The 23,936-nt window shown below is 44.2% G+C and carries 29 protein-coding genes and 2 rRNA genes; 29 read left to right on the top strand and 2 right to left on the bottom strand.

What is annotated here, in order from left to right:
• Positions 1-5 precede the first annotated feature (5 nt).
• The 25 genes from rpsE to LG307_RS00925 all read left to right on the top strand — a co-directional run bounded on the left by rpsE (position 6) and on the right by LG307_RS00925 (position 16,225).
• Entirely contained in the window at positions 6-509 is a 504-nt protein-coding gene (rpsE, locus tag LG307_RS00805; RefSeq protein WP_010191510.1) for a 30S ribosomal protein S5, read from the top strand.
• A gap of 13 nt (positions 510-522) precedes the next feature.
• Entirely contained in the window at positions 523-705 is a 183-nt protein-coding gene (rpmD, locus tag LG307_RS00810; RefSeq protein ID WP_223491778.1) for a 50S ribosomal protein L30, read from the top strand.
• A 33-nt stretch (positions 706-738) separates the two neighbouring features.
• The gene (gene rplO / locus LG307_RS00815; protein WP_404446967.1) at positions 739-1,179 is read left to right on the top strand and encodes a 50S ribosomal protein L15; all 441 of its coding nucleotides are present in this window, start codon (positions 739-741) and stop codon (positions 1,177-1,179) included.
• Positions 1,179-2,474, top strand: coding sequence for a preprotein translocase subunit SecY (gene secY, locus LG307_RS00820; protein ID WP_404446970.1), 1,296 nt, complete (start codon positions 1,179-1,181; stop codon positions 2,472-2,474). The genes rplO and secY overlap by 1 nt, the downstream gene beginning before the upstream one ends.
• Positions 2,475-2,534: 60 nt before the next feature.
• Positions 2,535-3,185, top strand: a complete 651-nt coding sequence (locus LG307_RS00825) for an adenylate kinase (protein ID WP_404446972.1) — start codon at positions 2,535-2,537, stop codon at positions 3,183-3,185.
• The gene (gene map, locus LG307_RS00830) at positions 3,185-3,931 is read left to right on the top strand and encodes a type I methionyl aminopeptidase (protein WP_404446974.1); all 747 of its coding nucleotides are present in this window, start codon (positions 3,185-3,187) and stop codon (positions 3,929-3,931) included. The genes LG307_RS00825 and map overlap by 1 nt, the downstream gene beginning before the upstream one ends.
• Positions 3,932-3,944: 13 nt before the next feature.
• Positions 3,945-4,259, top strand: a complete 315-nt coding sequence (locus tag LG307_RS00835; RefSeq protein ID WP_168864263.1) for a KOW domain-containing RNA-binding protein — start codon at positions 3,945-3,947, stop codon at positions 4,257-4,259.
• Positions 4,259-4,477 carry a translation initiation factor IF-1 gene (gene infA, locus LG307_RS00840; RefSeq protein WP_010191517.1) on the top strand — a complete coding sequence of 73 codons (219 nt, stop codon included), beginning with the start codon at positions 4,259-4,261 and terminating at the stop codon, positions 4,475-4,477. Before LG307_RS00835 ends, infA begins: the two co-directional genes overlap by 1 nt.
• A gap of 41 nt (positions 4,478-4,518) precedes the next feature.
• A complete protein-coding gene (gene rpmJ, locus LG307_RS00845; RefSeq protein ID WP_003156543.1) occupies positions 4,519-4,632 on the top strand; it encodes a 50S ribosomal protein L36 in 114 nt (37 codons plus the stop codon).
• A gap of 20 nt (positions 4,633-4,652) precedes the next feature.
• Positions 4,653-5,018, top strand: coding sequence for a 30S ribosomal protein S13 (gene rpsM, locus LG307_RS00850; RefSeq protein ID WP_404446977.1), 366 nt, complete (start codon positions 4,653-4,655; stop codon positions 5,016-5,018).
• A gap of 29 nt (positions 5,019-5,047) precedes the next feature.
• Positions 5,048-5,437 (top strand): 30S ribosomal protein S11, encoded by a 390-nt coding sequence (rpsK, locus tag LG307_RS00855; RefSeq protein ID WP_010191537.1) that lies wholly within the window; start codon positions 5,048-5,050, stop codon positions 5,435-5,437.
• Between the two features lie 171 nt (positions 5,438-5,608).
• Positions 5,609-6,553 carry a DNA-directed RNA polymerase subunit alpha gene (locus LG307_RS00860; RefSeq protein ID WP_010191539.1) on the top strand — a complete coding sequence of 315 codons (945 nt, stop codon included), beginning with the start codon at positions 5,609-5,611 and terminating at the stop codon, positions 6,551-6,553.
• Positions 6,554-6,628: 75 nt separating this feature from the next.
• Complete coding sequence (gene rplQ, locus LG307_RS00865; RefSeq protein WP_010191541.1) at positions 6,629-6,991, top strand: 50S ribosomal protein L17; 363 nt, start codon at positions 6,629-6,631, stop codon at positions 6,989-6,991.
• A 363-nt stretch (positions 6,992-7,354) separates the two neighbouring features.
• Positions 7,355-8,188, top strand: a complete 834-nt coding sequence (locus tag LG307_RS00870; protein ID WP_404446979.1) for an energy-coupling factor ABC transporter ATP-binding protein — start codon at positions 7,355-7,357, stop codon at positions 8,186-8,188.
• Positions 8,164-9,033 carry an energy-coupling factor ABC transporter ATP-binding protein gene (locus LG307_RS00875; protein WP_404446981.1) on the top strand — a complete coding sequence of 290 codons (870 nt, stop codon included), beginning with the start codon at positions 8,164-8,166 and terminating at the stop codon, positions 9,031-9,033. The genes LG307_RS00870 and LG307_RS00875 overlap by 25 nt, the downstream gene beginning before the upstream one ends.
• A complete protein-coding gene (locus LG307_RS00880; RefSeq protein WP_404446984.1) occupies positions 9,030-9,827 on the top strand; it encodes an energy-coupling factor transporter transmembrane component T family protein in 798 nt (265 codons plus the stop codon). The genes LG307_RS00875 and LG307_RS00880 overlap by 4 nt, the downstream gene beginning before the upstream one ends.
• Positions 9,828-9,841: 14 nt before the next feature.
• Positions 9,842-10,588, top strand: a complete 747-nt coding sequence (gene truA / locus LG307_RS00885; RefSeq protein ID WP_404450343.1) for a tRNA pseudouridine(38-40) synthase TruA — start codon at positions 9,842-9,844, stop codon at positions 10,586-10,588.
• A 164-nt stretch (positions 10,589-10,752) separates the two neighbouring features.
• Positions 10,753-11,190 (top strand): 50S ribosomal protein L13, encoded by a 438-nt coding sequence (gene rplM, locus LG307_RS00890; protein ID WP_404446986.1) that lies wholly within the window; start codon positions 10,753-10,755, stop codon positions 11,188-11,190.
• A 20-nt stretch (positions 11,191-11,210) separates the two neighbouring features.
• On the top strand, positions 11,211-11,603 hold the full coding sequence (rpsI, locus tag LG307_RS00895; protein ID WP_010191551.1) for a 30S ribosomal protein S9: 393 nt from the start codon (positions 11,211-11,213) through the stop codon (positions 11,601-11,603).
• A gap of 563 nt (positions 11,604-12,166) precedes the next feature.
• Positions 12,167-12,484, top strand: coding sequence for a hypothetical protein (locus tag LG307_RS00900; protein ID WP_404446989.1), 318 nt, complete (start codon positions 12,167-12,169; stop codon positions 12,482-12,484).
• Positions 12,485-12,499: 15 nt separating this feature from the next.
• Entirely contained in the window at positions 12,500-13,270 is a 771-nt protein-coding gene (locus tag LG307_RS00905; protein WP_404446992.1) for a hypothetical protein, read from the top strand.
• Complete coding sequence (locus LG307_RS00910; protein WP_404446995.1) at positions 13,263-13,706, top strand: hypothetical protein; 444 nt, start codon at positions 13,263-13,265, stop codon at positions 13,704-13,706. The genes LG307_RS00905 and LG307_RS00910 overlap by 8 nt, the downstream gene beginning before the upstream one ends.
• 124 nt (positions 13,707-13,830) lie before the next feature.
• Positions 13,831-14,271 (top strand): YbaK family protein, encoded by a 441-nt coding sequence (locus LG307_RS00915; RefSeq protein ID WP_010191559.1) that lies wholly within the window; start codon positions 13,831-13,833, stop codon positions 14,269-14,271.
• Between the two features lie 62 nt (positions 14,272-14,333).
• Positions 14,334-15,056: an N-acetylmuramoyl-L-alanine amidase CwlD gene (gene cwlD, locus LG307_RS00920; RefSeq protein WP_404446997.1), complete on the top strand. Its 723-nt coding sequence runs from the start codon at positions 14,334-14,336 to the stop codon at positions 15,054-15,056.
• Positions 15,057-15,178: 122 nt separating this feature from the next.
• On the top strand, positions 15,179-16,225 hold the full coding sequence (locus LG307_RS00925; protein WP_404446999.1) for a P-loop NTPase: 1,047 nt from the start codon (positions 15,179-15,181) through the stop codon (positions 16,223-16,225).
• A 44-nt stretch (positions 16,226-16,269) separates the two neighbouring features.
• On the opposite strand, the gene gerD is transcribed toward LG307_RS00925, so the two are convergent.
• Positions 16,270-16,905, bottom strand: a complete 636-nt coding sequence (gerD, locus tag LG307_RS00930) for a spore germination lipoprotein GerD (RefSeq protein WP_404447000.1) — start codon at positions 16,903-16,905, stop codon at positions 16,270-16,272.
• A 157-nt stretch (positions 16,906-17,062) separates the two neighbouring features.
• Between gerD and LG307_RS00935 the strand changes: the two genes are divergently transcribed.
• Positions 17,063-17,665, top strand: a complete 603-nt coding sequence (locus LG307_RS00935) for a KinB-signaling pathway activation protein (RefSeq protein WP_404447003.1) — start codon at positions 17,063-17,065, stop codon at positions 17,663-17,665.
• Between the two features lie 42 nt (positions 17,666-17,707).
• Here the strand turns inward: LG307_RS00935 and pdaB are convergent, their stop codons facing one another.
• Positions 17,708-18,472 (bottom strand): polysaccharide deacetylase family sporulation protein PdaB, encoded by a 765-nt coding sequence (gene pdaB / locus LG307_RS00940; protein WP_404447006.1) that lies wholly within the window; start codon positions 18,470-18,472, stop codon positions 17,708-17,710.
• A gap of 141 nt (positions 18,473-18,613) precedes the next feature.
• Between pdaB and LG307_RS00945 the strand changes: the two genes are divergently transcribed.
• The 3 genes from LG307_RS00945 (at position 18,614) to LG307_RS00955 (ending at position 23,909) form a co-directional block, all read left to right on the top strand.
• On the top strand, positions 18,614-18,850 hold the full coding sequence (locus LG307_RS00945) for a hypothetical protein (protein WP_226683696.1): 237 nt from the start codon (positions 18,614-18,616) through the stop codon (positions 18,848-18,850).
• Positions 18,851-19,223: 373 nt separating this feature from the next.
• Positions 19,224-20,775, top strand: a 16S ribosomal RNA gene (locus LG307_RS00950).
• A gap of 202 nt (positions 20,776-20,977) precedes the next feature.
• A 23S ribosomal RNA gene (locus LG307_RS00955) occupies positions 20,978-23,909 on the top strand.
• Together the 16S and 23S rRNA genes form the textbook arrangement of a ribosomal RNA operon.
• Positions 23,910-23,936 lie beyond the last annotated feature (27 nt).

Consider the following 23,936-nt stretch of genomic DNA (forward strand, 5'->3'; position numbering starts at 1 on the left):
CACTGATGCGTCGTAGTATTGACCCAAACAAATTAGAACTTGAAGAACGCGTTGTTACGGTTAACCGCGTTGCGAAAGTAGTAAAAGGTGGACGTCGTTTCCGCTTTGCTGCTCTAGTAGTAGTAGGAGATAAAAACGGTAATGTTGGTTTTGGTACTGGTAAAGCTCAAGAAGTACCTGAAGCTATCCGTAAAGCAATTGAAGATGCGAAAAAGAACTTAGTTGCTGTGCCAATCGTTGGTACAACAATTCCTCACCAAGTACTTGGAGAATTCGGTTCTGGAGAAATCCTATTGAAACCTGCTTCTGAGGGTACTGGGGTTATCGCTGGAGGACCAGTTCGTGCGGTTCTTGAGTTAGCGGGTGTTCAAGACATCCTTTCTAAATCTTTAGGATCTAACACACCAATCAACATGATCCGTGCAACACTTAACGGATTGAAGCAATTGAAACGTGCAGAGGACGTTGCTAAATTGCGTGGTAAAACGGTAGAAGAACTGTTAGGATAAGGAGGGAAACAAAATGGCGAACAAATTAGCAATCACCCTCACTCGCAGTGTAATCGGTCGTCCACAAGATCAACGTGCGACTGTTCAAACTCTTGGTTTGAAAAAGATGCACCAAACAGTTGTCCATGAGGATAACGCAGCTATCCGTGGAATGATTAACAAGGTATCTCACCTTGTTACTGTGAACGAGCAATAAATAGATACGTTTTTTAAATAAGGAGGTGCCACAATGAAACTTCATGAGTTAAAACCTAACGAAGGATCTCGTAAAGAGCGCAACCGTGTAGGTCGCGGAACTGGTTCTGGTAACGGAAAAACTTCTGGTAAAGGTCATAAAGGTCAAAATGCACGCTCAGGCGGTGGCGTTCGTCCTGGATTCGAAGGTGGTCAAACACCTCTATTCCAACGCTTACCTAAGCGCGGATTCACGAACATCAATCGCAAAGAGTATGCAATCATCAACCTTGATACTTTAAACCGCTTTGACGAGGGAACTGAAGTTACTCCTGAATTACTTCTTGAAACAGGTTTAGTTAGCAAATTAAACGCTGGTCTTAAAGTATTGGGTAACGGTTCAGTTGAGAAAAAGCTTACAGTTCGTGCTCATAAATTTTCCTCAGCAGCTAAGGAAGCTATCGAAGCAGCTGGCGGTTCAGTTGAGGTGATTTAATGTTCCAGACATTCTCCAATTTTATGCGCGTGGGTGATATAAGAAAGAAAATTGTCTTCACCCTTTTAATGTTAGTAATTTTCCGTATCGGTACGTTTATCCCAGTACCAGGGGTGAACGCTGACATTTTGAAATTCCAGGATGAACTTAGTGTCTTTGGTATTCTGAATACATTTGGTGGTGGAGCTCTTCAGAACTTCTCTATTCTTGCCATGGGTGTAATGCCATACATCACAGCGTCCATCATCGTGCAATTATTGCAAATGGATGTTGTTCCGAAGTTTACGGAATGGTCAAAACAAGGAGAAGCTGGACGTCGCAAACTAGCTCAATTCACTAGATATTTCACCATTGTACTTGGTTTCATCCAGGCAATTGGTATGTCAATCGGTTTCAATACAATGGCCAATGGGCAGTTGATTACGAACCCGACATTCACTACTTATTTGCTTATAGCATTAGTGTTAACAGCAGGTACTGCATTCTTGATGTGGCTTGGTGAGCAAATCACGGCACATGGCGTAGGAAACGGAATCTCCATTCTAATCTTCGCTGGTATCGCGTCTGCAATCCCAACCGGTGCAAATCAGATTTATGCTTCTTTGATCCAGGATGCTGGTGATCAGTTGTTCTTGAATCTTGTAATCGTCGCTCTTATCATTCTTGCAATCTTAGCTGTTATCGTAGGTGTAATCTTCATTCAGCAAGCGTTACGTAAAATTCCGATTCAGTATGCGAAGAAGATGGCGGGTCGCGCTCCTACTGGTGGAGGACACACTACACACTTACCTTTAAAGGTTAATGCAGCAGGGGTAATTCCGGTTATCTTTGCAGTATCCTTTATCATTACACCACCGACTATCGCTTCATTCTTTAACGAGAATGCTGTGACAAGATGGATCATTAGTACATTTGACTACACGAATCCAATCGGTATGGTAGTATATGTTGCTCTTATAATTGCCTTCACTTATTTCTACACATTTGTTCAGTCTAATCCTGAGCAGATGGCAGAAAACTTAAAGAAACAAGGCGGATATATTCCAGGAATTCGTCCTGGTGTAAATACACAGGAATATTTGACAAAGATTATTTACCGACTAACTTTTGTTGGTGCGTTATTCTTAGCAGCTATTTCTATCCTACCTATTATCTTTATGAGCGTTGCCGGTCTTCCTGCAGCAGTGCAGATTGGCGGTACTAGCTTACTAATCGTTGTAGGTGTTGCACTTGAAACGATGAAGCAGCTAGAAAGTCAGTTAGTGAAGCGTCATTATAAAGGGTTTATCAAGTAATGAAGTAATTGGGATAAAATTATCCCAATATACTTCACAAGATACTGAGGGGGCAAAAAGATGAATTTAGTTCTAATGGGACTTCCGGGTGCCGGTAAAGGTACTCAAGCAGAACGAATTGTCGAAAAGTACAATATCCCTCATATCTCTACTGGAGATATGTTTCGTGCTGCTATGAAGGAAGAAACTGAACTAGGCATGAAAGCTAAGTCTTTCATGGATCAAGGTCAGCTTGTTCCGGATGAAGTGACGATCGGTATCGTTCGTGAAAGATTAGAAAAAGAAGATTGCAAAGACGGCTTTCTATTAGACGGTTTTCCAAGAACGGTTCCACAAGCAGATGCTCTTGAGCAGATGCTAGAAGAACTAGGTCGCAAAATTGACTTTGTCATCAATGTCAATGTGGACCAAAGCATTCTTATGGAACGTTTAACAGGGCGTCGTATTTGTAAAGATTGTGGTTCTACTTACCACTTGGTATTCAACCCGCCTGCTAAAGACGGTGTTTGTGATAAGTGTGGAGGAGAGCTATACCAACGTGCTGATGACAACGAAGAGACAGTGGGTAACCGTCTTGAAGTAAACGTTAAACAATCTAAGCCATTGCTAGACTTTTACGAGTCCAAAGGTTATCTTCGCAATATCAATGGCCAACAAGCGATCGATAAAGTATTCGCTGATATAGAAGAACTTCTTGGAGGTCGTGCGTAATGATTATCTGTAAAACTCCTCGTGAACTTGAGATCATGAGAGAAGCAGGTAGAATTGTCGCTCTGACACACCAAGAATTAAAAAAGCACATTGTACCTGGTGTAACAACGAAGCAATTGGATGATATTGCTGAGAAATTCATCCGCAAACATGATGCAATTCCTTCGTTTAAGGGGTATAATGGTTTTCGCGGAAGCATCTGCGCTTCTGTCAATGAAGAACTTGTTCATGGTATCCCCGGCGATCGTGTACTGAAAGACGGAGATATCATTAGCATAGATATTGGTGCTAAGTATAATGGGTACCACGGTGACTCCGCTTGGACGTATGCTGTTGGTAACATATCCGATGAAACAAAGCGATTACTTGAAGTCACGGAACAATCATTGTATGAAGGCATCAAGGAAGTAAAACCGGGCGCTCGTCTCTCTGATGTTTCCCATGCGATTCAAACGTATGCGGAATCACACGATTTTTCAATTGTGAGAGAGTATGTAGGGCATGGAATTGGTCAAGACTTACATGAAGACCCACAAATTCCTCATTATGGACCTCCTAACAAAGGTCCACGGTTAAAACCTGGTATGGTTCTTGCAATTGAACCAATGGTCAATGCAGGCACCCGCTACGTAAAAACGCTAGCAGATGACTGGACTGTTGTTACTGTTGACGGTAAAATGTGTGCTCATTTTGAACATACGGTCGCTATTACAGAAACAGGCTACGAGATCTTAACAAAAGCCTAAGAGGTGATATTGCTTGATCGAATCTGATTCGACTTTGCAAGTAGGCCAAATTGTTTCGATTACTCAAGGCAGAGATGCCGGACAGTATGCCGTAATTATTAAAATTCTTGATGAGCGTTTTGTCGTCCTAGCGGATGGAGACAAGCGGAAGTTTGACCGCCCAAAGAAAAAGAACATTCATCATCTTGAATTTTTTGATTACGTGTCTCCAGAAGTTCAGAACAGTATGAAGGAAACAGGCCGTGTGACAAATGGAAAGCTGCGTTTCGCACTGACTAAGTTTGTCAATGAGCTTGTTACTGATTTGAAGAAGGGAGAACTTAATTAATGGCGAAAGACGATGTAATTGAAGTAGAAGGTACGGTCATTGAGACTTTACCAAATGCTATGTTTAAAGTAGAATTGGAAAATGGTCATACTGTGTTGGCTCATGTATCTGGGAAAATACGTATGCACTTTATTCGAATCCTACCAGGAGATAAAGTAACGGTGGAGCTTTCTCCATACGATTTAACACGCGGTAGAATAACGTATCGTTTTAAATAAACCTATTTTAGCACTCCGTACTATCAGGGAGGTAATATAAGATGAAAGTGAGACCATCTGTTAAGCCAATCTGCGAAAAATGTAAAGTTATTCGTAGAAAAGGTAAAGTCATGGTTATTTGTGAAAACCCGAAACACAAACAAAAACAAGGATAACTTGAGGGAGGTGCGCATATATGGCACGTATTGCTGGTGTTGATGTTCCTCGCGACAAGCGCGTTGTAATTTCATTAACATATGTTTTCGGTATTGGTCGTTCTACAGCTGAGAAAGTTTTGGCTGAAGCAGGTGTTTCTGAAGACACTCGCGTTCGCGACTTAACGGAAGAAGAATTAGGAAAGATTCGTGACATCGTAGACAAGATTAAAGTTGAGGGAGACCTTCGTCGTGAAGTATCTCTAAACATTAAACGTCTAATCGAGATCGGTTGCTACCGTGGTCTTCGTCACCGTCGTGGTTTACCGGTTCGTGGTCAAAACACTAAAAACAATGCTCGTACACGTAAAGGACCTCGTCGTACTGTAGCAAACAAAAAGAAATAATTTTAAGTAAGTAAGGAGGTAAGTTAAATATGGCACGCAAAACTAATACACGTAAACGCCGTGTGAAAAAGAATATTGAACAAGGTATCGCGCATATCCGTTCTACATTCAATAACACAATCGTAACGATTACTGACTCTCACGGAAATGCAATTGGGTGGTCTAGTGCAGGTGCTCTTGGCTTCAGAGGTTCTCGTAAATCTACTCCATTCGCAGCGCAAATGGCAGCTGAAACAGCAGCTAAAGCTTGCATGGAGCACGGTTTAAAGACTCTTGAAGTTACAGTTAAAGGCCCTGGTGCTGGTCGTGAAGCAGCAATCCGTGCTTTACAAGCAGCTGGTCTTGAAGTTACTGCTATCAGAGACGTAACCCCAGTACCTCATAACGGTTGCCGTCCACCAAAACGTCGCCGTGTTTAATTTGTCTGTATAGATTTTGTATACATGTCAATAATGGCTGATGATACAGTTAAAAATATACAGAGATAATTAAATGTTGTTGTTGTGCACAATCGGGACATACCTATGGGGAATTTCGGTAAGACATTTCATGTCTTTCCGGGGTTTCGACGTTTTGAAGGAGGGTTATGAATGTTAGAAATCGAAAAACCAAAAATCGAAACGGTTGAAATCAGCGATGACGCCAACTATGGTAAATTCGTCGTCGAGCCACTTGAGCGTGGATATGGAACAACTTTGGGTAACTCCTTACGTCGTATTCTTTTATCCTCACTTCCTGGTGCCGCTGTAACATCTATCCAAATAGATGGTGTACTGCATGAGTTCTCAACAATTGAAGGCGTCGTTGAAGATGTTACAACAGTTATTTTGAACGTTAAGAAGCTAGCATTAAAAATCTATTCAGATGATGAGAAGACGTTAGAGATTGATGTTCAAGGAGAAGGAGCTGTAACAGCTGCTGACATTACACATGACAGCGATGTGGAAGTTCTTAACCCTGACCTTCATATCGCAACGTTAGCGAAGGATGCTCACCTTCGTATCCGTTTCACTGCTAAGCGCGGTCGCGGATATGTAACGGCGGACGGAAACAAACGTGAAGATCAACCGATCGGTGTTATTCCGATTGATTCTATTTTCACTCCAGTTTCTCGCGTTTCTTATTATGTTGAAAATACACGTGTAGGCCAAGTCTCTAACTATGACAAGCTTACATTAGATGTATGGACAGATGGTAGTAACGGTCCACAAGAAGCAGTAGCACTTGGGGCAAAGATTTTAACTGAACACTTAAATATATTTGTAGGTCTGACAGATGAAGCGCAAAACGCGGAAATCATGGTAGAAAAAGAAGAAGATCAGAAAGAGAAAGTTCTAGAGATGACTATCGAAGAACTAGATCTATCCGTTCGTTCTTACAACTGCCTGAAGCGTGCTGGCATCAACACTGTTCAAGAACTTGCAAATAAAACAGAAGAAGATATGATGAAAGTTCGTAACTTAGGCCGTAAATCTTTAGAAGAAGTCAAGCATAAATTAGAAGAGCTTGGACTTGGCCTGCGTAAAGATGACTAGTTTTTACTTGGAAAACTAGGCATCTTTATGTGTTTGAACGTTTCATGACTTTCTACAGAAGGAGGGAACATCAACATGGGATACAGAAAATTAGGTCGTACTAGCGCACAGCGTAAAGCAATGTTACGTGACTTGACTACTGACTTGATCATCAGCGAGCGCATTGAAACTACAGAAGCACGTGCGAAAGAATTACGTTCTTTAGTAGAAAAAATGATTACTCTTGGTAAGCGTGGTGACTTACACGCTCGTCGTCAAGCAGCTTCTTACGTTCGTCATGAAGTAGCGAACGCAGAAACTGGTCAAGACGCAGTTCAAAAGTTATTCGCTGATATCGCTCCACGTTACGAAGAGCGTCAAGGTGGATACACTCGTATCATGAAACTTGGACCTCGTCGTGGAGACGGAGCTCCAATGGTAATCATTGAACTTGTATAATATATATTAGATGATAGTGGGTTAAAGAGGAGGAAACGAATCTTTTAACTTACTATAGTCAGTCATAAATAAGGGCGGACAGTTGTAATGACTGATCTATGCCCTTTATTTTTTTGCCTTGATTTCATTGGGTTGGTATAACGCCCTTGTTGCTTTGCGTTCCAGGTGTTCGCTTTCCACGGGACAGTGCTTGAGCCTCCTCACTTCGTTGCGGGGTCTCTACCAACCGTTATCCCCGTAGGAGTCTCACACCTTGCACTCCAAGCAACCGGGGGCTACACATATACCTATTTTCTTTTTTTGAAGGTTAAGTCTATAGTAGAGAGAGTTAGTTAAGCGGAGAAGAGAGGAGTTGTATTTTCGATGGCCATCTTAGAAGTGAAGGATTTATCCTTCCGCTACGCAAACCAAGAAGAGGATACGTTAAAGAATATCAATCTTAAAGTGGAACATGGAGAATGGACAGCAATCGTTGGTCATAACGGCTCCGGAAAGTCCACGTTGGCTAGAATCCTGAACGGATTACAACTTCCTACAGAAGGATCTGTAAAAGTTCAGGGAGTAGAGTTAACAGAGAATACAATTTGGGATATTAGAAGGCAGGTAGGAATGGTCTTTCAAAACCCTGATAATCAATTTGTAGGTTCGACGGTAGAGGACGATGTTGCGTTTGGTTTAGAAAATATTGGCGTCCCCCGTGAAGAAATGCTAACGCGAGTGGCGGAGGGTATTGAAAAGGTAGGGATGGAATCTTTTTTAACCCAAGAGCCACATCAGCTCTCTGGAGGGCAAAAACAGCGTGTGGCCATTGCTGGCTTAATTGCGTTGCAACCATCTATCATCATTTTGGATGAAGCTACAAGTATGCTTGATCCTATCGGACGGAAGGAAGTAATTGACACCATTGAGGAGCTCAGGCAAGCGGTGGGGGTAACCGTTATCTCCATCACCCATGACTTGGAAGAGGCAGCGAGAGCAGACCGGATTATTGTGTTGAACGGCGGAGAAGTGTATGGGGAAGGAACCCCGGAAGAAGTTTTCCATATGGGAGACAAACTTGTGGAGATAGGGCTTGATTTACCTTTTCCCATCATCTTGGCAAATAAACTGCAGCAGTTGGGTTTGGAGTTTGATACAGATCCGACCAATAGGGAAAGGCTGATGGATGAAATATGCAAATTACAATTAAAGATTTAGAGCATCGCTATCAGCTGAATACTCCTTTTGAAAGGGTTGCTCTTTTTGATGTAGACATGATCATCCCTGAGAACTCCTACACCGCCATAATTGGACATACAGGTTCCGGAAAGTCTACATTGCTACAGCATCTGAATGGCTTGTTAAGGCCTACAAATGGCAGTCTGCAAGTTGGAGATATCACATTGCATGCTAATAAAAAGGAAAAGAACATCAAGGCTTTGCGCAAAAAGGTCGGGATTGTTTTTCAATTTCCTGAGCATCAGCTGTTTGATGAAACAGTGGAGAAGGATGTTTGTTTTGGTCCGCTTAATTTTGGCGTGCCGGAAGAGGAAGCAAAAAGGCGGGCAAGAGCAGCGCTTAAGCTTGTTGGCCTCCCGGAGAAGTACTTTACATCTTCCCCGTTCGATTTGAGTGGAGGACAGATGCGCCGAGTGGCCATTGCTGGTGTCCTTGCGATGCAGCCGGAGGTTCTTGTGTTGGACGAACCGACGGCAGGGCTAGATCCACGGGGACGTAAAGAAATCATGGACCTTTTTTACAAGTTGCATAAAGAGCAGAAGCTCACTACCATTCTAGTGACCCACAGTATGGAGGATGCGGCAAGGTATGCTGATTCTATAGTGGTCATGAACAAAGGGACAGTAGGGTTAAGAGGGACACCAAGGGAGATATTCAGCCAGGCAGAGGAAATAAAGAGACTTGGGCTGGATGTACCGGAGACAGTTCTGTTTATGAAAGAGCTGGAATCCCGGCTGAAATTGGAGTTCAATGAAGTCTGTTTGACGGTTGAAGAAGTGGCAGAAGCCATCGCCTCCCGCTTGAAAAAGGGGGATGAGGGTTGATGAATAACTTAATTATCGGCCGTTATGTACCGGGAACCTCTCTTATTCACCGGATGGACCCGAGAGCAAAACTGCTGCTTGTATTTATTTTCGTGATGGTTGTGTTCCTTGCCAATAATGTCTGGGGCTACGGGATGCTGGGTGCCTTTACCTTGTCGGTCGTATTGCTTACTAGAATACCGATACCTTTTATCATAAAAGGACTTAAACCGATCATCTGGATTATTATCTTCACGATGCTTTTTCATGTTTTTTTGACAAAAGAGGGGACATTGCTTTTTGAAGTAGGCTTTATTCAGGTATACGAAGAAGGCATTATACAAGCTATCTTTATATCCTTGCGTTTTTTATTCTTGATCACCATTACTACCATCCTTACCTTGACCACTACACCAATTGAGGTGACAGACGGGATGGAGACGTTATTTGGTCCGTTTAAAAAGGTGGGGGTACCAGTCCATGAACTGGCCCTAATGATGTCTATTTCTTTGCGGTTTATCCCGACATTGATGCAGGAGACTGATAAAATCATGAAGGCGCAGAGCGCAAGAGGTGCTGACTTCACTGTAGGGCCTCTGAAGGAGCGTGTAAAGGCGCTGGTTCCTTTGCTTGTCCCGTTGTTCATCAGTGCGTTCAAACGCGCAGAGGAGCTTGCTACGGCGATGGAAGCGCGAGGGTATAAAGGCGGCGAAGGAAGAACGAAATTTCGTCTGCTAGAATGGCAGGCCAAAGACACTTTGTTGATGGTGACACTTGCTGTCCTTACGTTTATCTTAGTTCTTATCCGAACATAATGGAGTTAGATATGATGAATAGATTAAAATGTACCCTTACCTATGACGGAGCACATTTTGAAGGCTATCAGATTCAAAAGGAGAAGCGAACCGTCCAGCTGGAGGTGCAAAAGGCCTTATCTCGGATCCATAAAGGGACGGAGATCAAGGTTTCCGCTTCTGGTCGCACCGATGCAGGAGTTCATGCCGTCGGTCAGGTGCTGCACTTTGATTCGCCTCTTAGTATCCCGGATGTTGCGTGGCAGAAGGCGCTGAATGCCCATTTGCCCAATGATATATGGATGAAGAGGGTGGAGTCTGTCTCAGGGGACTTCCACGCCCGTTTTGACGTAGTAAAAAAGGAGTACCGTTACAGGGTGAGCCTGGCAAAGGACTTTAATGTGTTTGACCGGGACCAAGTGTTTCACTATCCTTTTGCATTGGATCTAGAAGCAATGGAAGAGGCATGTGGGCATTTCATTGGAGAACACGACTTTACCAGCTTCTGTTCGGCCAAAACAGAAGTAGAGGACAAGGTGAGGACGATTTACTCGTTGCAAGCTGTGAGGAACGGCGAGGAGCTTGAGTTTCGCATTGTCGGCAACGGCTTTTTATACAACATGGTCCGTATCATTGTTGGTACTTTACTGGAGATTGGCCAAGGAAAAAAATTACCAAAAGATATTTTTTCAATCTTGAAAGCCAGAGATCGGGGAGCGGCAGGAAAAACTGCACCAGCACACGGTTTATACTTATGGAACGTGGTTTATGATGACAACTAATCCTGGTGTAACATCTTCTTGACAATCTCGCAAAAAAGAGATAAGATATCACATGGTATGTATTTTAACCCCACGATCAAGCCCCGGAAGAGTTTCATCGTGATGAATAAAATATATTAAGAAATGAAAAATAAAAGCTTTATTTTTTTTAGGAGGGAAATTTAATGCGTACAACGTTTATGGCGAAAGCTAGCGAAATTAATCGTAAATGGTACATGGTTGACGCTGAAGGTCAAACTTTGGGTCGTCTTGCAAGTGAAGTTGCATCCATTTTACGTGGTAAACATAAACCAACTTTTACTCCAAACGTAGACACTGGAGATCATGTAATCATTATCAATGCAGAAAAAATCCACTTAACTGGTAACAAATTGAACGGTAAGATCTACTACCGTCACACAATGCACCCAGGTGGATTAAAACAAAGAACGGCTTTGGAAATGCGTACTAACTATCCTACAAAGATGTTAGAACTAGCAATCAAAGGCATGCTTCCAAAAGGAAGTCTTGGCCGCCAACAAGCTAAAAAATTGAACGTGTATGCTGGAAGCGAGCATCCACACCAAGCACAACAACCTGAAGTTTACGAACTTCGCGGTTAATTAATAAGGAGGGTATAACTTTGGCACAAGTACAATACTACGGCACAGGTCGTCGTAAAAGCTCCGTTGCACGTGTACGTCTAGTTCCTGGTAACGGACAAATCGTGATCAACGATCGTGATATCGAAAACTACATCCCATTCGAAGCTCTACGTAACGTTGTTAAACAACCATTGGCAGTTACTGAAACAGAAGGTAACTACGATGTATTAGTAAACGTTGACGGTGGAGGATATACTGGTCAAGCTGGTGCGATCCGTCACGGAATCGCTCGTGCATTATTGCAAGCTGATCCTGAGTTCCGTGCTACTTTAAAGCGTGCAGGGTTCTTAACTCGTGACGCGCGTATGAAAGAGCGTAAAAAATACGGACTTAAGGGCGCTCGTCGTGCACCTCAGTTCTCAAAACGTTAATCTTCGGATTCCAATATGGAAAACCCCCGGCCCTTTGTGGTTGGGGGTTTTTTGGTGTTTTGGAGATCTTCATGCGACCGATGAAGACGTGTCAGCGTGGTAAATGGTGCGAGAGAGGTCTTCATACGACTGATGAAGACGTGTCAGCGTCGTACTGTGTGCAAGAGAAGTCTTCATAAGGTTGGATAATTTGTCGGATAGGTTTATAGAGCGGGAGTTCCGTTGGAGCGGTCTGGAAAACTAACGACCACAAGAAAATACCAAGCCTCACCACAAACTTCGACCCCCCCATACTACCTAAGCAGATTCTCACACACAAACCTGGAAATTAAGTAAAAATTAGGTAATAACAACCAATAACGTCTGTTCTATATAATGAATAAAATAGGCATTATGCAACTTAATATATTTTAGAACATGCTATATCATTAGTTCTTAATAAAGAAAAAAGGAGGTAACTTGTCATAAGACATAAGTTAACGGTTCCAATTCTGATTCTGGCCTGTTTTTTCTTCGCCGGCACTCACGTTCAAGCAACTAGCTGGATTAACCTCAAAGACTGGATGGCAGATAATCTTAATGGGTATCTACATCATGAAAACTCCAACAGCATCTTCTCAGAACAACTCCAAGAAATAGACAACTCCCATTACTCCTTAGAAATAAACGAATTTTTCAAGTCCACCACAACCTCAACTAAGAGAAATATCCAAGACCACCAAGCCCAATACATACAAGAACTCACCCAGGCAAAACATCAATTGAAACAAAATACACTGGACAGCTATTACGAGGAACGCCAAGCAAAGTTAGATGATGAACTGACGCAGGAACTTGAGCAATATCTCGCAGAATTATTGGATGAAAATAATAAACCTTAAGAGGAGAGATATAGGATGACGTGGAAAAAGAAATTAGTAGCAGGTACATTAGCGGTAGGATTGGTTTCTGGTGTTGGCATGACGTTTGCAAGTGCAAGTGAAGGATCACCGTTGAGACAGTGGTACAACGGGCTTTTTGGTCAAACGCAACAATCCATTTTGGCGGATAATGAGGCGAATGCAACTGCTGCATTCGAAAGCTGGGCGGCAAACACGGAGCAGCTTAAAGCAGGGGCGGGTTTGAAGATCAATGAAACAATGGCAACCGAGCTAACAAGGGTCGGCACGGAAATTATGACTGTAAAAGAGGGGCACCTTGCTTCCTTAGATGCAGAAAAATTGGCTCTGCTTGATAATATGAACTATCAGGTGTACCAGCATATCTTTTTAGAAGGGTTTTTTGCGATCCAAAACCAGGGTGATGCAGCTATGGGTACTGTTCAGCAAAACTTTAGGAATTATACCAGTGAAACAGGACAAGCTGCAGTAAATGAAATGACGCAAGAGTTGACCTCCGCAAAAGATTCCGCGGTTACAGAGTTGGAAGGGGCCATTGCACAGGCCAAAGCGGAACTATCCGCACAACTTGCCATGGAAGAGCAGGTAAGCAGACATAATCTGGAGCGGCAGATCACATTCAAGTTGAACGACTTGCGTGAAGCATTGACAACTATCATCAATGGTTTAGTAAGAGAACAACAAAATATCATCACATCAAAGGCTCTAGAGTTGGAAGAAGAAGCAAAAGCAAGCCTCGATGAAGTAATGGAAAGCATTAATGACTAACAAACGCCAACAAAGACTGTTCATTGTGGTGATGATGGTCTTGGCACTTCTTTTTACAGCAGAACTGAAAACGGCATTTGCCAGTTCTACTATCCAATCGTTGCTGACAGGCTGGTTTGAAGGGAAGCAACAGGAATCCATTCAATCCTTGGAAGAGGAGATCATGATAGAAAAGGAAGCTCAGATGGCCATTTTAAAAAAAGAAATTGCCGAATCATTAGAGCATGCAAATAAGGAACTTTCCCATTTTACGTCTATAGAGGCAGAAAAGAGCAAGCAAGAGCTCCAAAACTATACCGAGCAACTTATTCAATCCATCGAAATAGAGGAGGAAGGTAAGCAGGAGGAGTTTTTGAGTGAACTGGAGAAAATTATGGAGGAAGCGTATTCGAAGATAGAACAAGCCCGTGAAGATGCGCTTCATCAAATCGAATAGTTCAATTGCCTGCGCCTTGTTGTGCAGGTTTTTTCAATTCCAACTTTGGAAAAACGTACTCATTCTTTGTACGCATGAAAGCCTTCGCCCATTAGGAAACTAATCGGGAAAGGGTGTGAAAGAGATGACTGTAGTAACAACCTTCAAGGAAAAGCGCAGAGAAAAACAAATGAAATATGAGCGAAAAATGCTGCGTGAAATATCACTCGAGGTATTACGGACAAAGGTGAAGGATTTTTTCTCGCCATACTTAAAAAACAAAAAGCAGGTAACTGCCATAGAAGAGGGCTGCCTTGATGTAGCCATTGAAGCGTATCTTCTTGGTGCTTCATATAGCAAGTTTGGGTATTATGGTGAAAACGCGGAGCAAGTCAAGACGCGCTGCCATGTAGAAGAGAAATATTTGATTGATACCTTATACGATTATTTTTTGTACTGGGGTTCCATTGGTGACAATGATATGGTTCATGAATCTTTTTATATGACGTGTGATGCTTTCGTTGATTATTGGTGGCGTGAAGGTTTCCATAAAGGTGAAAAAAGGTACCGCATGAGGTTGCACTAATTATCATAAACTTCCCTCTTGTCCCATATAGTGTAAAGAGTGGACATGCGGGAGGGATACATATGCAAAGGTGGAAATTTTGGGCTTTTCTTACGGTAATCTTAACGGTGACCGCCGTTTTTCAATATCAGTTATTTTCAAAAGATACGTGGGAACAGTGGAGTCTACCGTTGAGCGGCAAAATTATCATCCTCGACCCAGGTCACGGTGGACCTGATGGAGGGGCTGTGGGCGGGGATGTTTTAGAAAAAGACGTAGCCCTTGAAGTGTCCCGTTATGTGAAGGATTACCTCCAGGAGCAAGGGGCATTGGTGCTGATGACAAGGGAAACGGACGTGGACCTTGCAGATCCTGCGACAAAAGGCTATAGCCGCCGAAAGGTAGAGGACTTGAGGAAGCGGATTAAAATGATCAATGAATCCGACGGAGACCTTTTTCTCAGCATTCACTTAAACGCCATCCCGTCACCAAGATGGAGAGGGGCGCAGACGTTCTATCATGGGACGAAACATAAAGACAATGAACGCTTGGCAAAGTTCATCCAAGAAGAGTTCAGGATCAACCTTGAAAATACAGACCGGTATGCAAAATCGATGAATACTCTTTTTATCTTGAAAAACGCTGAAATACCAGGGGCTTTAGTGGAGGTAGGTTTTTTGTCCAACCCTTCGGAACGAGCCTTGCTGAATACAGAAGAATATCAGAAATCTTTAGCTGCTTCCATCTATAATGGAGTGATGCGTCATTATACAAATGAACAAGAACTTCCAGATCCCCCTCAGTAAGAAAAAGGGGGATTTTTTTATAGGCACATAACGATAAATTAATGCGGTGTATATGTTATACTGAAATTGTAAACGAATTCAATTCTGAAAATAGACTATTATCACATAAGGGTGGGGTCACATTGCTAACAGAAGTTAAAGTTGTGCAGTTACTAAAAGATCTACATGATCCGTTTTTACATAGAACATTTGAAGAAACAAACGCGATTCAAGAAATCTCCATTAAAGAAGAGAAGAATCATGTCAGTGTGAAAGTGGCGCTTGCCAAGACTGGTACAGCAGAGCAAATGCAATTGCAAAGTACCATCGTTAATCTTTTAAAAGAAGCGGGAGCAGCAACGGTAGGCCTGCGTTTCATGGAACTGCCACAAGAAGTGGTTGCACGTTTTGGTGTCGAGGCTCCTAAAGAGGAAGAAACCCTTCTATCAAGCAACAAAACAACCTTCCTTGCCATTGCTTCTGGTAAAGGCGGCGTTGGAAAATCAACCGTATCCGTCAACTTGGCTGTTTCCCTAGCGCGTCTTGGGAAAAAAGTCGGTTTGATTGATGCAGACATTTATGGCTTTAGCGTGCCTGATATGATGGGAATCACGAAACGTCCGGTCGTGCGCGGAGAAAAAATCATTCCGGTCGAGCGTTTTGGTGTACAAGTAATTTCTATGGGCTTTTTCGTAGAGGATAATTCTCCGGTAATCTGGAGAGGACCGATGCTTGGAAAAATGTTAAACAGTTTCTTTAATGAAGTAGAGTGGGGAGACCTGGACTACTTGCTGCTTGATTTGCCTCCAGGTACAGGGGATGTGGCGCTTGATGTACACTCGATGCTGCCATCCTGTAAAGAGCTAATCGTAACGACCCCGCACCCGACAGCGGCATTCGTTGCAGCTAGAGCGGGAGCAATGGCAATCAAAACAGACCATGAAGTAATCGGTGTCATTGAAAACATGGCCTACTTTGAGAGCAAGAAGACAGGTGAAAAGGAATATGTATTTGGAAAAGGCGGGGGAGACAAGCTTGCAGAAGAGTTGCAGGCACCACTGCTTGGACAACTACCATTACAACAGCCTGACTGGAATGATGACGACTTTGCGCCATCCATTTACCAAGAAGACCATGATCTTGGAAAAATATATTTAAGCATCGCATCAAAAGTGGTGGAATTAACGTAAATCAAAACAAGCAGACCCGTTATAGAATTGGGTCTGCTTGTTTTTTATCCACCTTCTGAACCGCCACCGGATTCCTGTCCACCCTCCGAGCCGCCACTTTCTCCGCCTTGCTCTCCACCGCCTTGACCCTGCTGTTGACCGCCTTGCATTTCAGAAGCGGCTTTTAACAAAAGGTCTTGTAACTTGGCTTTAAATAATGGACTTTCGAAAGTCTCGGTGATCACTTGTTGTAGATGCTTTTTATATTCCTGTCCGCTCATCACGGTAATCATTTGCTTTTCCATTTCAGGATCTTGGAGGATCTGAACCATCATAGCCTGGTACTCAGGATCCTTCATTAGATCCTTAATAAGTTTTTCGTGTTCTTTTTGCATGCTCTTTGCAAAGGTCTCAGCAAATTTAGGATCTTCAAACGCCTTTTTCCAAAATTCCGCGCCTTTTTCACTGTCCAATGTCTGTTCAATCGATTTTGTTACCACTTCCTGATCCAAGACAAAATTAGCTTTCATCTTATCATCAGCCATGATTTCTTCAATCGCTTTTTTTCCATCGTCTGTCTTTAATATATCTACAACCATTTTTTTGGTTTCATCATAATCCATTTGTCCGCCTTTTTCACTCTCTGCACAACCCGTAAGAAGGAGGGAAAGAAGGAGAGGCGCCAAAAGGTAGCTTTTCATCGAGAAAACTCCTTCCAACATATATTTCATACATTTAATATGTGACAAAGTTAATCAAATATACAAATTTGCATAGAAGGGATGATGGATTTTTACTGGTTACATTGGTAAAATGGGAACTAGTGTCTTTAATTTGTGTTAAATGGAGGAAAAGAAAGTGAACAGTCGTAATTGGGTTCGATTATTTCTTTCCACGCTACTAGTTGGAGCGGTAACTACGGTTATTGTTGCCTTCATAGTCCGTTGGGATCAACATACAGCACAATTTGCAAATGGAGAATACCTTCAATTTCTATCCATCATTGCATGGTATATCGGAGTGGGCTTGATATTCAGCATCATAAGCCAAATGGGTTTCTTCGCTTACTTAACGATTCACCGTTTTGGATTGGGTATTTTCAAATCCCTATGGAGTGCCGTGCAAGTGGTGCTAATCATCTTCGTTTTGTTTGATCTTGTGTATTTCCGTTATATATCTTTTGCAAATGAAGGAGATTCCTTACTTCCTTATTTTGGCTTTCCGATATTTCTATTAGTGTACGGGCTGCTTGTAGCCTATGTGAAAAGTTCCCAGACCAATAAGCACGCATTTATTCCAGCGTTGTTCTTTATGGTTGTGGTAACAACTATAGAATGGTTTCCTGCACTTAGGGAAAATGAACCGGGATGGCTGTTATTTATGCTGTTTCCTTTGTTGGCATGTAACTCCTATCAAGTATTAATGTTGCACAGGCTGAATAAAGCTTCTGCCAAAAAATAAAAAACGGCGCTTCTCCGATCTAATCTGGAGAGGCGCCGTTTTTTATTGTACTTCCTTGCTTTTCGCTTTGGTGTTGTTAATTAATTCGGTGACACTGCTTATTTCGTATCCTTTATTTTTGATAAACTGGATAATTTCCGGCAAGGCGTCTTCGGTTTGTTTGGCAGAATCAGATGCGTGCAGAAGAACGATATCCCCATTGCTCAGATTCTTCGTTACATTATCCACGATAATTTCTTTGCCTGGATTGATTAGGTCATGAGAATCGACGCTCCAATGCACCACCGTAAAACCAAGGGAGTTGGCGATCTCAAGCACTCGTTTATCAAAAGCACCTTTAGGCGGGCGAAGTAAATGGACCTTCTTTACCTCCAGCTTCTCAAATACATCTAAAGATTTTAAGATGTCCCTCTTCACTTTCAGGTCTTCCAAATCGCGATAATTTTCATATGCATATCCCATGCTGCCGATTTCATGTCCATCTTCCATAATCCGTTTCACGATATCCGGATGTCTCTCCGCCCATGAAGCCGATAAGAAGAACGTCACCCCGGTTACCCCGTTTTGTTTTAACAAATCCAGAATAGGAAGCGCCTTTTCATCCCCCCAGCTAATATCAAAGGACAATGCAACCTCTTTGGTACTGCCTTCCCCCTTATAGATTGCCCGCGGTCCATCTTTGGTGGAAAACACCGGCTGATTAGAAAAGTTCTCTATATATAAAATCCCTGCTGTGAAGAATGCCGCCAAAATGATGATGGATAATTGCTTAAGCTTTCTTCCGTTAATAACATAGAAATTATTCATGCTTAGCCCCCTTGTCCACAGTATCTACTCTCATAAATATTCACTAGGACAAATCTTATGCAAAAAAAATTAGGAAAATGTTTCATAAAAACTAGTTTGGTGGAAAAAATACACTATAAAGTATTTTTTAGAGGTGAAGAAATGTTAGGGATGCTATTAAACAATAAAGAAGTGAAGGAAATGGAATATCTGCTAAAAAGAGAACTAGAAGAACTCTTACACGATTTTGATGATCATCGCATTGATAGAGTGGTTAAGCATGCCATGGAAGAACGCTATCAAATTCTCTACAAAATGTTCACCCGTATCGCTCCGCCAACAGAGTGTATGAAATATATCCGATCAAAAGCCGTCTTTAGAGAAAGGGAATCTTTATAAAACACCGCCAATCAGCCGCAGACATTGCGGCTTTTTAAGTGCAAAATAACCATTTCCGTAAAGCAAAAAGCTCGTCTGAAAAACAAATTTAAAAAACATCATAAAAACAGTTGACGATAAAAGCGAGACCGTGGTATATTATTATTCGTCGCTGCGAGATACATAAACGCTTGCAAGACGAAATTAAAAAAACATGTTGACATTAACTAGCTCAATATGTTACATTAATAAAGTCGCTTCTGAGCGGCAAGTTGATGAAAATGATCTTTGAAAACTAAACAAAACAACAGCGTCATAACGTCGGTTCTACGGAACACGACAAAATGATTTAAGTAACACAAGCTAGCAAATTTTGAGCAAATGCTCAGACTCTTTATTGGAGAGTTTGATCCTGGCTCAGGACGAACGCTGGCGGCGTGCCTAATACATGCAAGTCGAGCGGACCTTTTAAAAGCTTGCTTTTGAAAGGTCAGCGGCGGACGGGTGAGTAACACGTGGGCAACCTGCCTGTAAGACTGGGATAACTTCGGGAAACCGGAGCTAATACCGGATAATATAAAGAACCTCCTGGTTCTTTGTTGAAAGATGGTTTCGGCTATCACTTACAGATGGGCCCGCGGCGCATTAGCTAGTTGGTGAGGTAACGGCTCACCAAGGCGACGATGCGTAGCCGACCTGAGAGGGTGATCGGCCACACTGGGACTGAGACACGGCCCAGACTCCTACGGGAGGCAGCAGTAGGGAATCTTCCACAATGGACGAAAGTCTGATGGAGCAACGCCGCGTGAGCGATGAAGGCCTTCGGGTCGTAAAGCTCTGTTGTTAGGGAAGAACAAGTGCGAGAGTAACTGCTCGCACCTTGACGGTACCTAACCAGAAAGCCACGGCTAACTACGTGCCAGCAGCCGCGGTAATACGTAGGTGGCAAGCGTTGTCCGGAATTATTGGGCGTAAAGCGCGCGCAGGTGGTCCTTTAAGTCTGATGTGAAAGCCCACGGCTCAACCGTGGAGGGTCATTGGAAACTGGGGGACTTGAGTGCAGAAGAGGAAAGTGGAATTCCAAGTGTAGCGGTGAAATGCGTAGAGATTTGGAGGAACACCAGTGGCGAAGGCGACTTTCTGGTCTGTAACTGACACTGAGGCGCGAAAGCGTGGGGAGCAAACAGGATTAGATACCCTGGTAGTCCACGCCGTAAACGATGAGTGCTAAGTGTTAGAGGGTTTCCGCCCTTTAGTGCTGCAGCTAACGCATTAAGCACTCCGCCTGGGGAGTACGGTCGCAAGACTGAAACTCAAAGGAATTGACGGGGGCCCGCACAAGCGGTGGAGCATGTGGTTTAATTCGAAGCAACGCGAAGAACCTTACCAGGTCTTGACATCCTCTGACACTCCTAGAGATAGGACGTTCCCCTTCGGGGGACAGAGTGACAGGTGGTGCATGGTTGTCGTCAGCTCGTGTCGTGAGATGTTGGGTTAAGTCCCGCAACGAGCGCAACCCTTGATCTTAGTTGCCAGCATTCAGTTGGGCACTCTAAGGTGACTGCCGGTGACAAACCGGAGGAAGGTGGGGATGACGTCAAATCATCATGCCCCTTATGACCTGGGCTACACACGTGCTACAATGGACGGTACAAAGGGCAGCAAAACCGCGAGGTCGAGCCAATCCCATAAAACCGTTCTCAGTTCGGATTGCAGGCTGCAACTCGCCTGCATGAAGCCGGAATCGCTAGTAATCGCGGATCAGCATGCCGCGGTGAATACGTTCCCGGGCCTTGTACACACCGCCCGTCACACCACGAGAGTTTGTAACACCCGAAGTCGGTGGGGTAACCTTTTGGAGCCAGCCGCCTAAGGTGGGACAGATGATTGGGGTGAAGTCGTAACAAGGTAGCCGTATCGGAAGGTGCGGCTGGATCACCTCCTTTCTAAGGAATGTACGCTTGTTGTTTTGTTTAGTTTTGAGAGAGCATTCTCTCATATTTAGATAAATCATCCGATTTATCCTTGTTGTTCCTTGAAAACTAGATAATGTAACTAATATCAAGATATTCACAGAATATCGTTCATCTTAGTAATTTTCTTTATAGATATCATCGCTGATATCGACACATGACCATATTGGTCAACGGTTAAGTTATTAAGGGCGCACGGTGGATGCCTTGGCACTAGGAGCCGATGAAGGACGGGACTAACACCGATATGCTTCGGGGAGCTGTAAGTAAGCTTTGATCCGGAGATTTCCGAATGGGGAAACCCACTGTTCGTAATGGAACAGTATCCTTATCTGAATACATAGGGTATGGAAGGCAGACCCGGGGAACTGAAACATCTTAGTACCCGGAGGAAGAGAAAGCAAATGCGATTTCCTGAGTAGCGGCGAGCGAAACGGAATTAGCCCAAACCAAGAGGCTTGCCTCTTGGGGTTGTAGGACACTCAACATGGAGTTACAAAGGAACGGGGTAAATGAAGCGACCTGGAAAGGTCCGTCATAGAAGGTAAAAACCCTGTAGTTGAAACTTCGTTCCCTCCTGAGTGGATCCTGAGTACGGCGGGACACGAGAAATCCCGTCGGAAGCAGGGAGGACCATCTCCCAAGGCTAAATACTCCCTAGTGACCGATAGTGAACCAGTACCGTGAGGGAAAGGTGAAAAGCACCCCGGAAGGGGAGTGAAATAGATCCTGAAACCGTGTGCCTACAAGTAGTTAGAGCCCGTTAATGGGTGATAGCGTGCCTTTTGTAGAATGAACCGGCGAGTTACGATTACGTGCAAGGTTAAGTCGATGAGACGGAGCCGTAGCGAAAGCGAGTCTGAATAGGGCGAATGAGTACGTGGTCGTAGACCCGAAACCAGGTGATCTACCCATGTCCAGGGTGAAGTTCAGGTAACACTGAATGGAGGCCCGAACCGACTCACGTTGAAAAGTGAGCGGATGAGGTGTGGGTAGGGGTGAAATGCCAATCGAACCTGGAGATAGCTGGTTCTCTCCGAAATAGCTTTAGGGCTAGCCTCATGTGTTAGAGTCTTGGAGGTAGAGCACTGATTGGACTAGGGGTCCTCATCGGATTACCGAATTCAGTCAAACTCCGAATGCCAAAGACTTATCCATGGGAGTCAGACTGCGAGTGATAAGATCCGTAGTCAAGAGGGAAACAGCCCAGACCGCCAGCTAAGGTCCCCAAGTATACGTTAAGTGGAAAAGGATGTGGAGTTGCTTAGACAACCAGGATGTTGGCTTAGAAGCAGCCACCATTTAAAGAGTGCGTAATAGCTCACTGGTCGAGTGACTCTGCGCCGAAAATGTACCGGGGCTAAACGTATCACCGAAGCTGCGGACTGTTCTTACGAACAGTGGTAGGAGAGCGTTCTAAGGGCGTTGAAGCTAGACCGTAAGGACTGGTGGAGCGCTTAGAAGTGAGAATGCCGGTATGAGTAGCGAAAGAAGGGTGAGAATCCCTTCCACCGAATGCCTAAGGTTTCCTGAGGAAGGCTCGTCCGCTCAGGGTTAGTCGGGACCTAAGCCGAGGCCGAAAGGCGTAGGCGATGGATAACAGGTTGATATTCCTGTACCACCTCCACTCCGTTTGAGCAATGGGGGGACGCAGAAGGATAGGGTAAGCGCGCTGTTGGATATGCGCGTCTAAGCAGCAAGGCTGAGAAGTAGGCAAATCCGCTTCTTATTAAGGCTGAGCTGTGATAGCGAGGGAAATATAGTACCGAAGTTCCTGATTTCACACTGCCAAGAAAAGCCTCTAGCGAGGAGTATGGTGCCCGTACCGCAAACCGACACAGGTAGGCGAGGAGAGAATCCTAAGGTGAGCGAGAGAACTCTGGTTAAGGAACTCGGCAAAATGACCCCGTAACTTCGGGAGAAGGGGTGCTCTGTTAGGGTGTTAAAGCCCGAGAGAGCCGCAGTGAATAGGCCCAGGCGACTGTTTAGCAAAAACACAGGTCTCTGCGAAGCCGTAAGGCGAAGTATAGGGGCTGACGCCTGCCCGGTGCTGGAAGGTTAAGGGGAGAGGTTAGCGCAAGCGAAGCTTTGAACCGAAGCCCCAGTAAACGGCGGCCGTAACTATAACGGTCCTAAGGTAGCGAAATTCCTTGTCGGGTAAGTTCCGACCCGCACGAAAGGCGTAACGATCTGGGCACTGTCTCAACCAGAGACTCGGTGAAATTATAGTACCTGTGAAGATGCAGGTTACCCGCGACAGGACGGAAAGACCCCGTGGAGCTTTACTGTAGCCTGATATTGAATTTTGGTACAGCTTGTACAGGATAGGTAGGAGCCTGAGAAGCCGGAGCGCTAGCTTCGGTGGAGGCGTCGGTGGGATACTACCCTGGCTGTATTGAAATTCTAACCCGCAGCCCTTATCGGGCTGGGAGACAGTGTCAGGTGGGCAGTTTGACTGGGGCGGTCGCCTCCTAAAGAGTAACGGAGGCGCCCAAAGGTTCCCTCAGAATGGTTGGAAATCATTCGCAGAGTGTAAAGGCACAAGGGAGCTTGACTGCGAGACCTACAAGTCGAGCAGGGACGAAAGTCGGGCTTAGTGATCCGGTGGTTCCGCATGGAAGGGCCATCGCTCAACGGATAAAAGCTACCCCGGGGATAACAGGCTTATCTCCCCCAAGAGTCCACATCGACGGGGAGGTTTGGCACCTCGATGTCGGCTCATCGCATCCTGGGGCTGTAGTCGGTCCCAAGGGTTGGGCTGTTCGCCCATTAAAGCGGTACGCGAGCTGGGTTCAGAACGTCGTGAGACAGTTCGGTCCCTATCCGTCGTGGGCGCAGGAAATTTGAGAGGAGCTGTCCTTAGTACGAGAGGACCGGGATGGACGCACCGCTGGTGTACCAGTTGTCTTGCCAAAGGCATAGCTGGGTAGCTACGTGCGGACGGGATAAGTGCTGAAAGCATCTAAGCATGAAGCCCCCCTCAAGATGAGATTTCCTTTTGCTTCGGCAAGTAAGATCCCTGAAAGATGATCAGGTAGATAGGTTCGAGGTGGAAGCGTGGCGACACGTGCAGCTGACGAATACTAATCGATCGAGGACTTAACCCAAATAAGTATCGAAATAAGTGAACGATA

This window comes from Sutcliffiella horikoshii, from assembly GCF_044809035.1.
GTDB classification, from domain to species: Bacteria; Bacillota; Bacilli; order Bacillales; family Bacillaceae_I; genus Sutcliffiella_A; species Sutcliffiella_A horikoshii_G.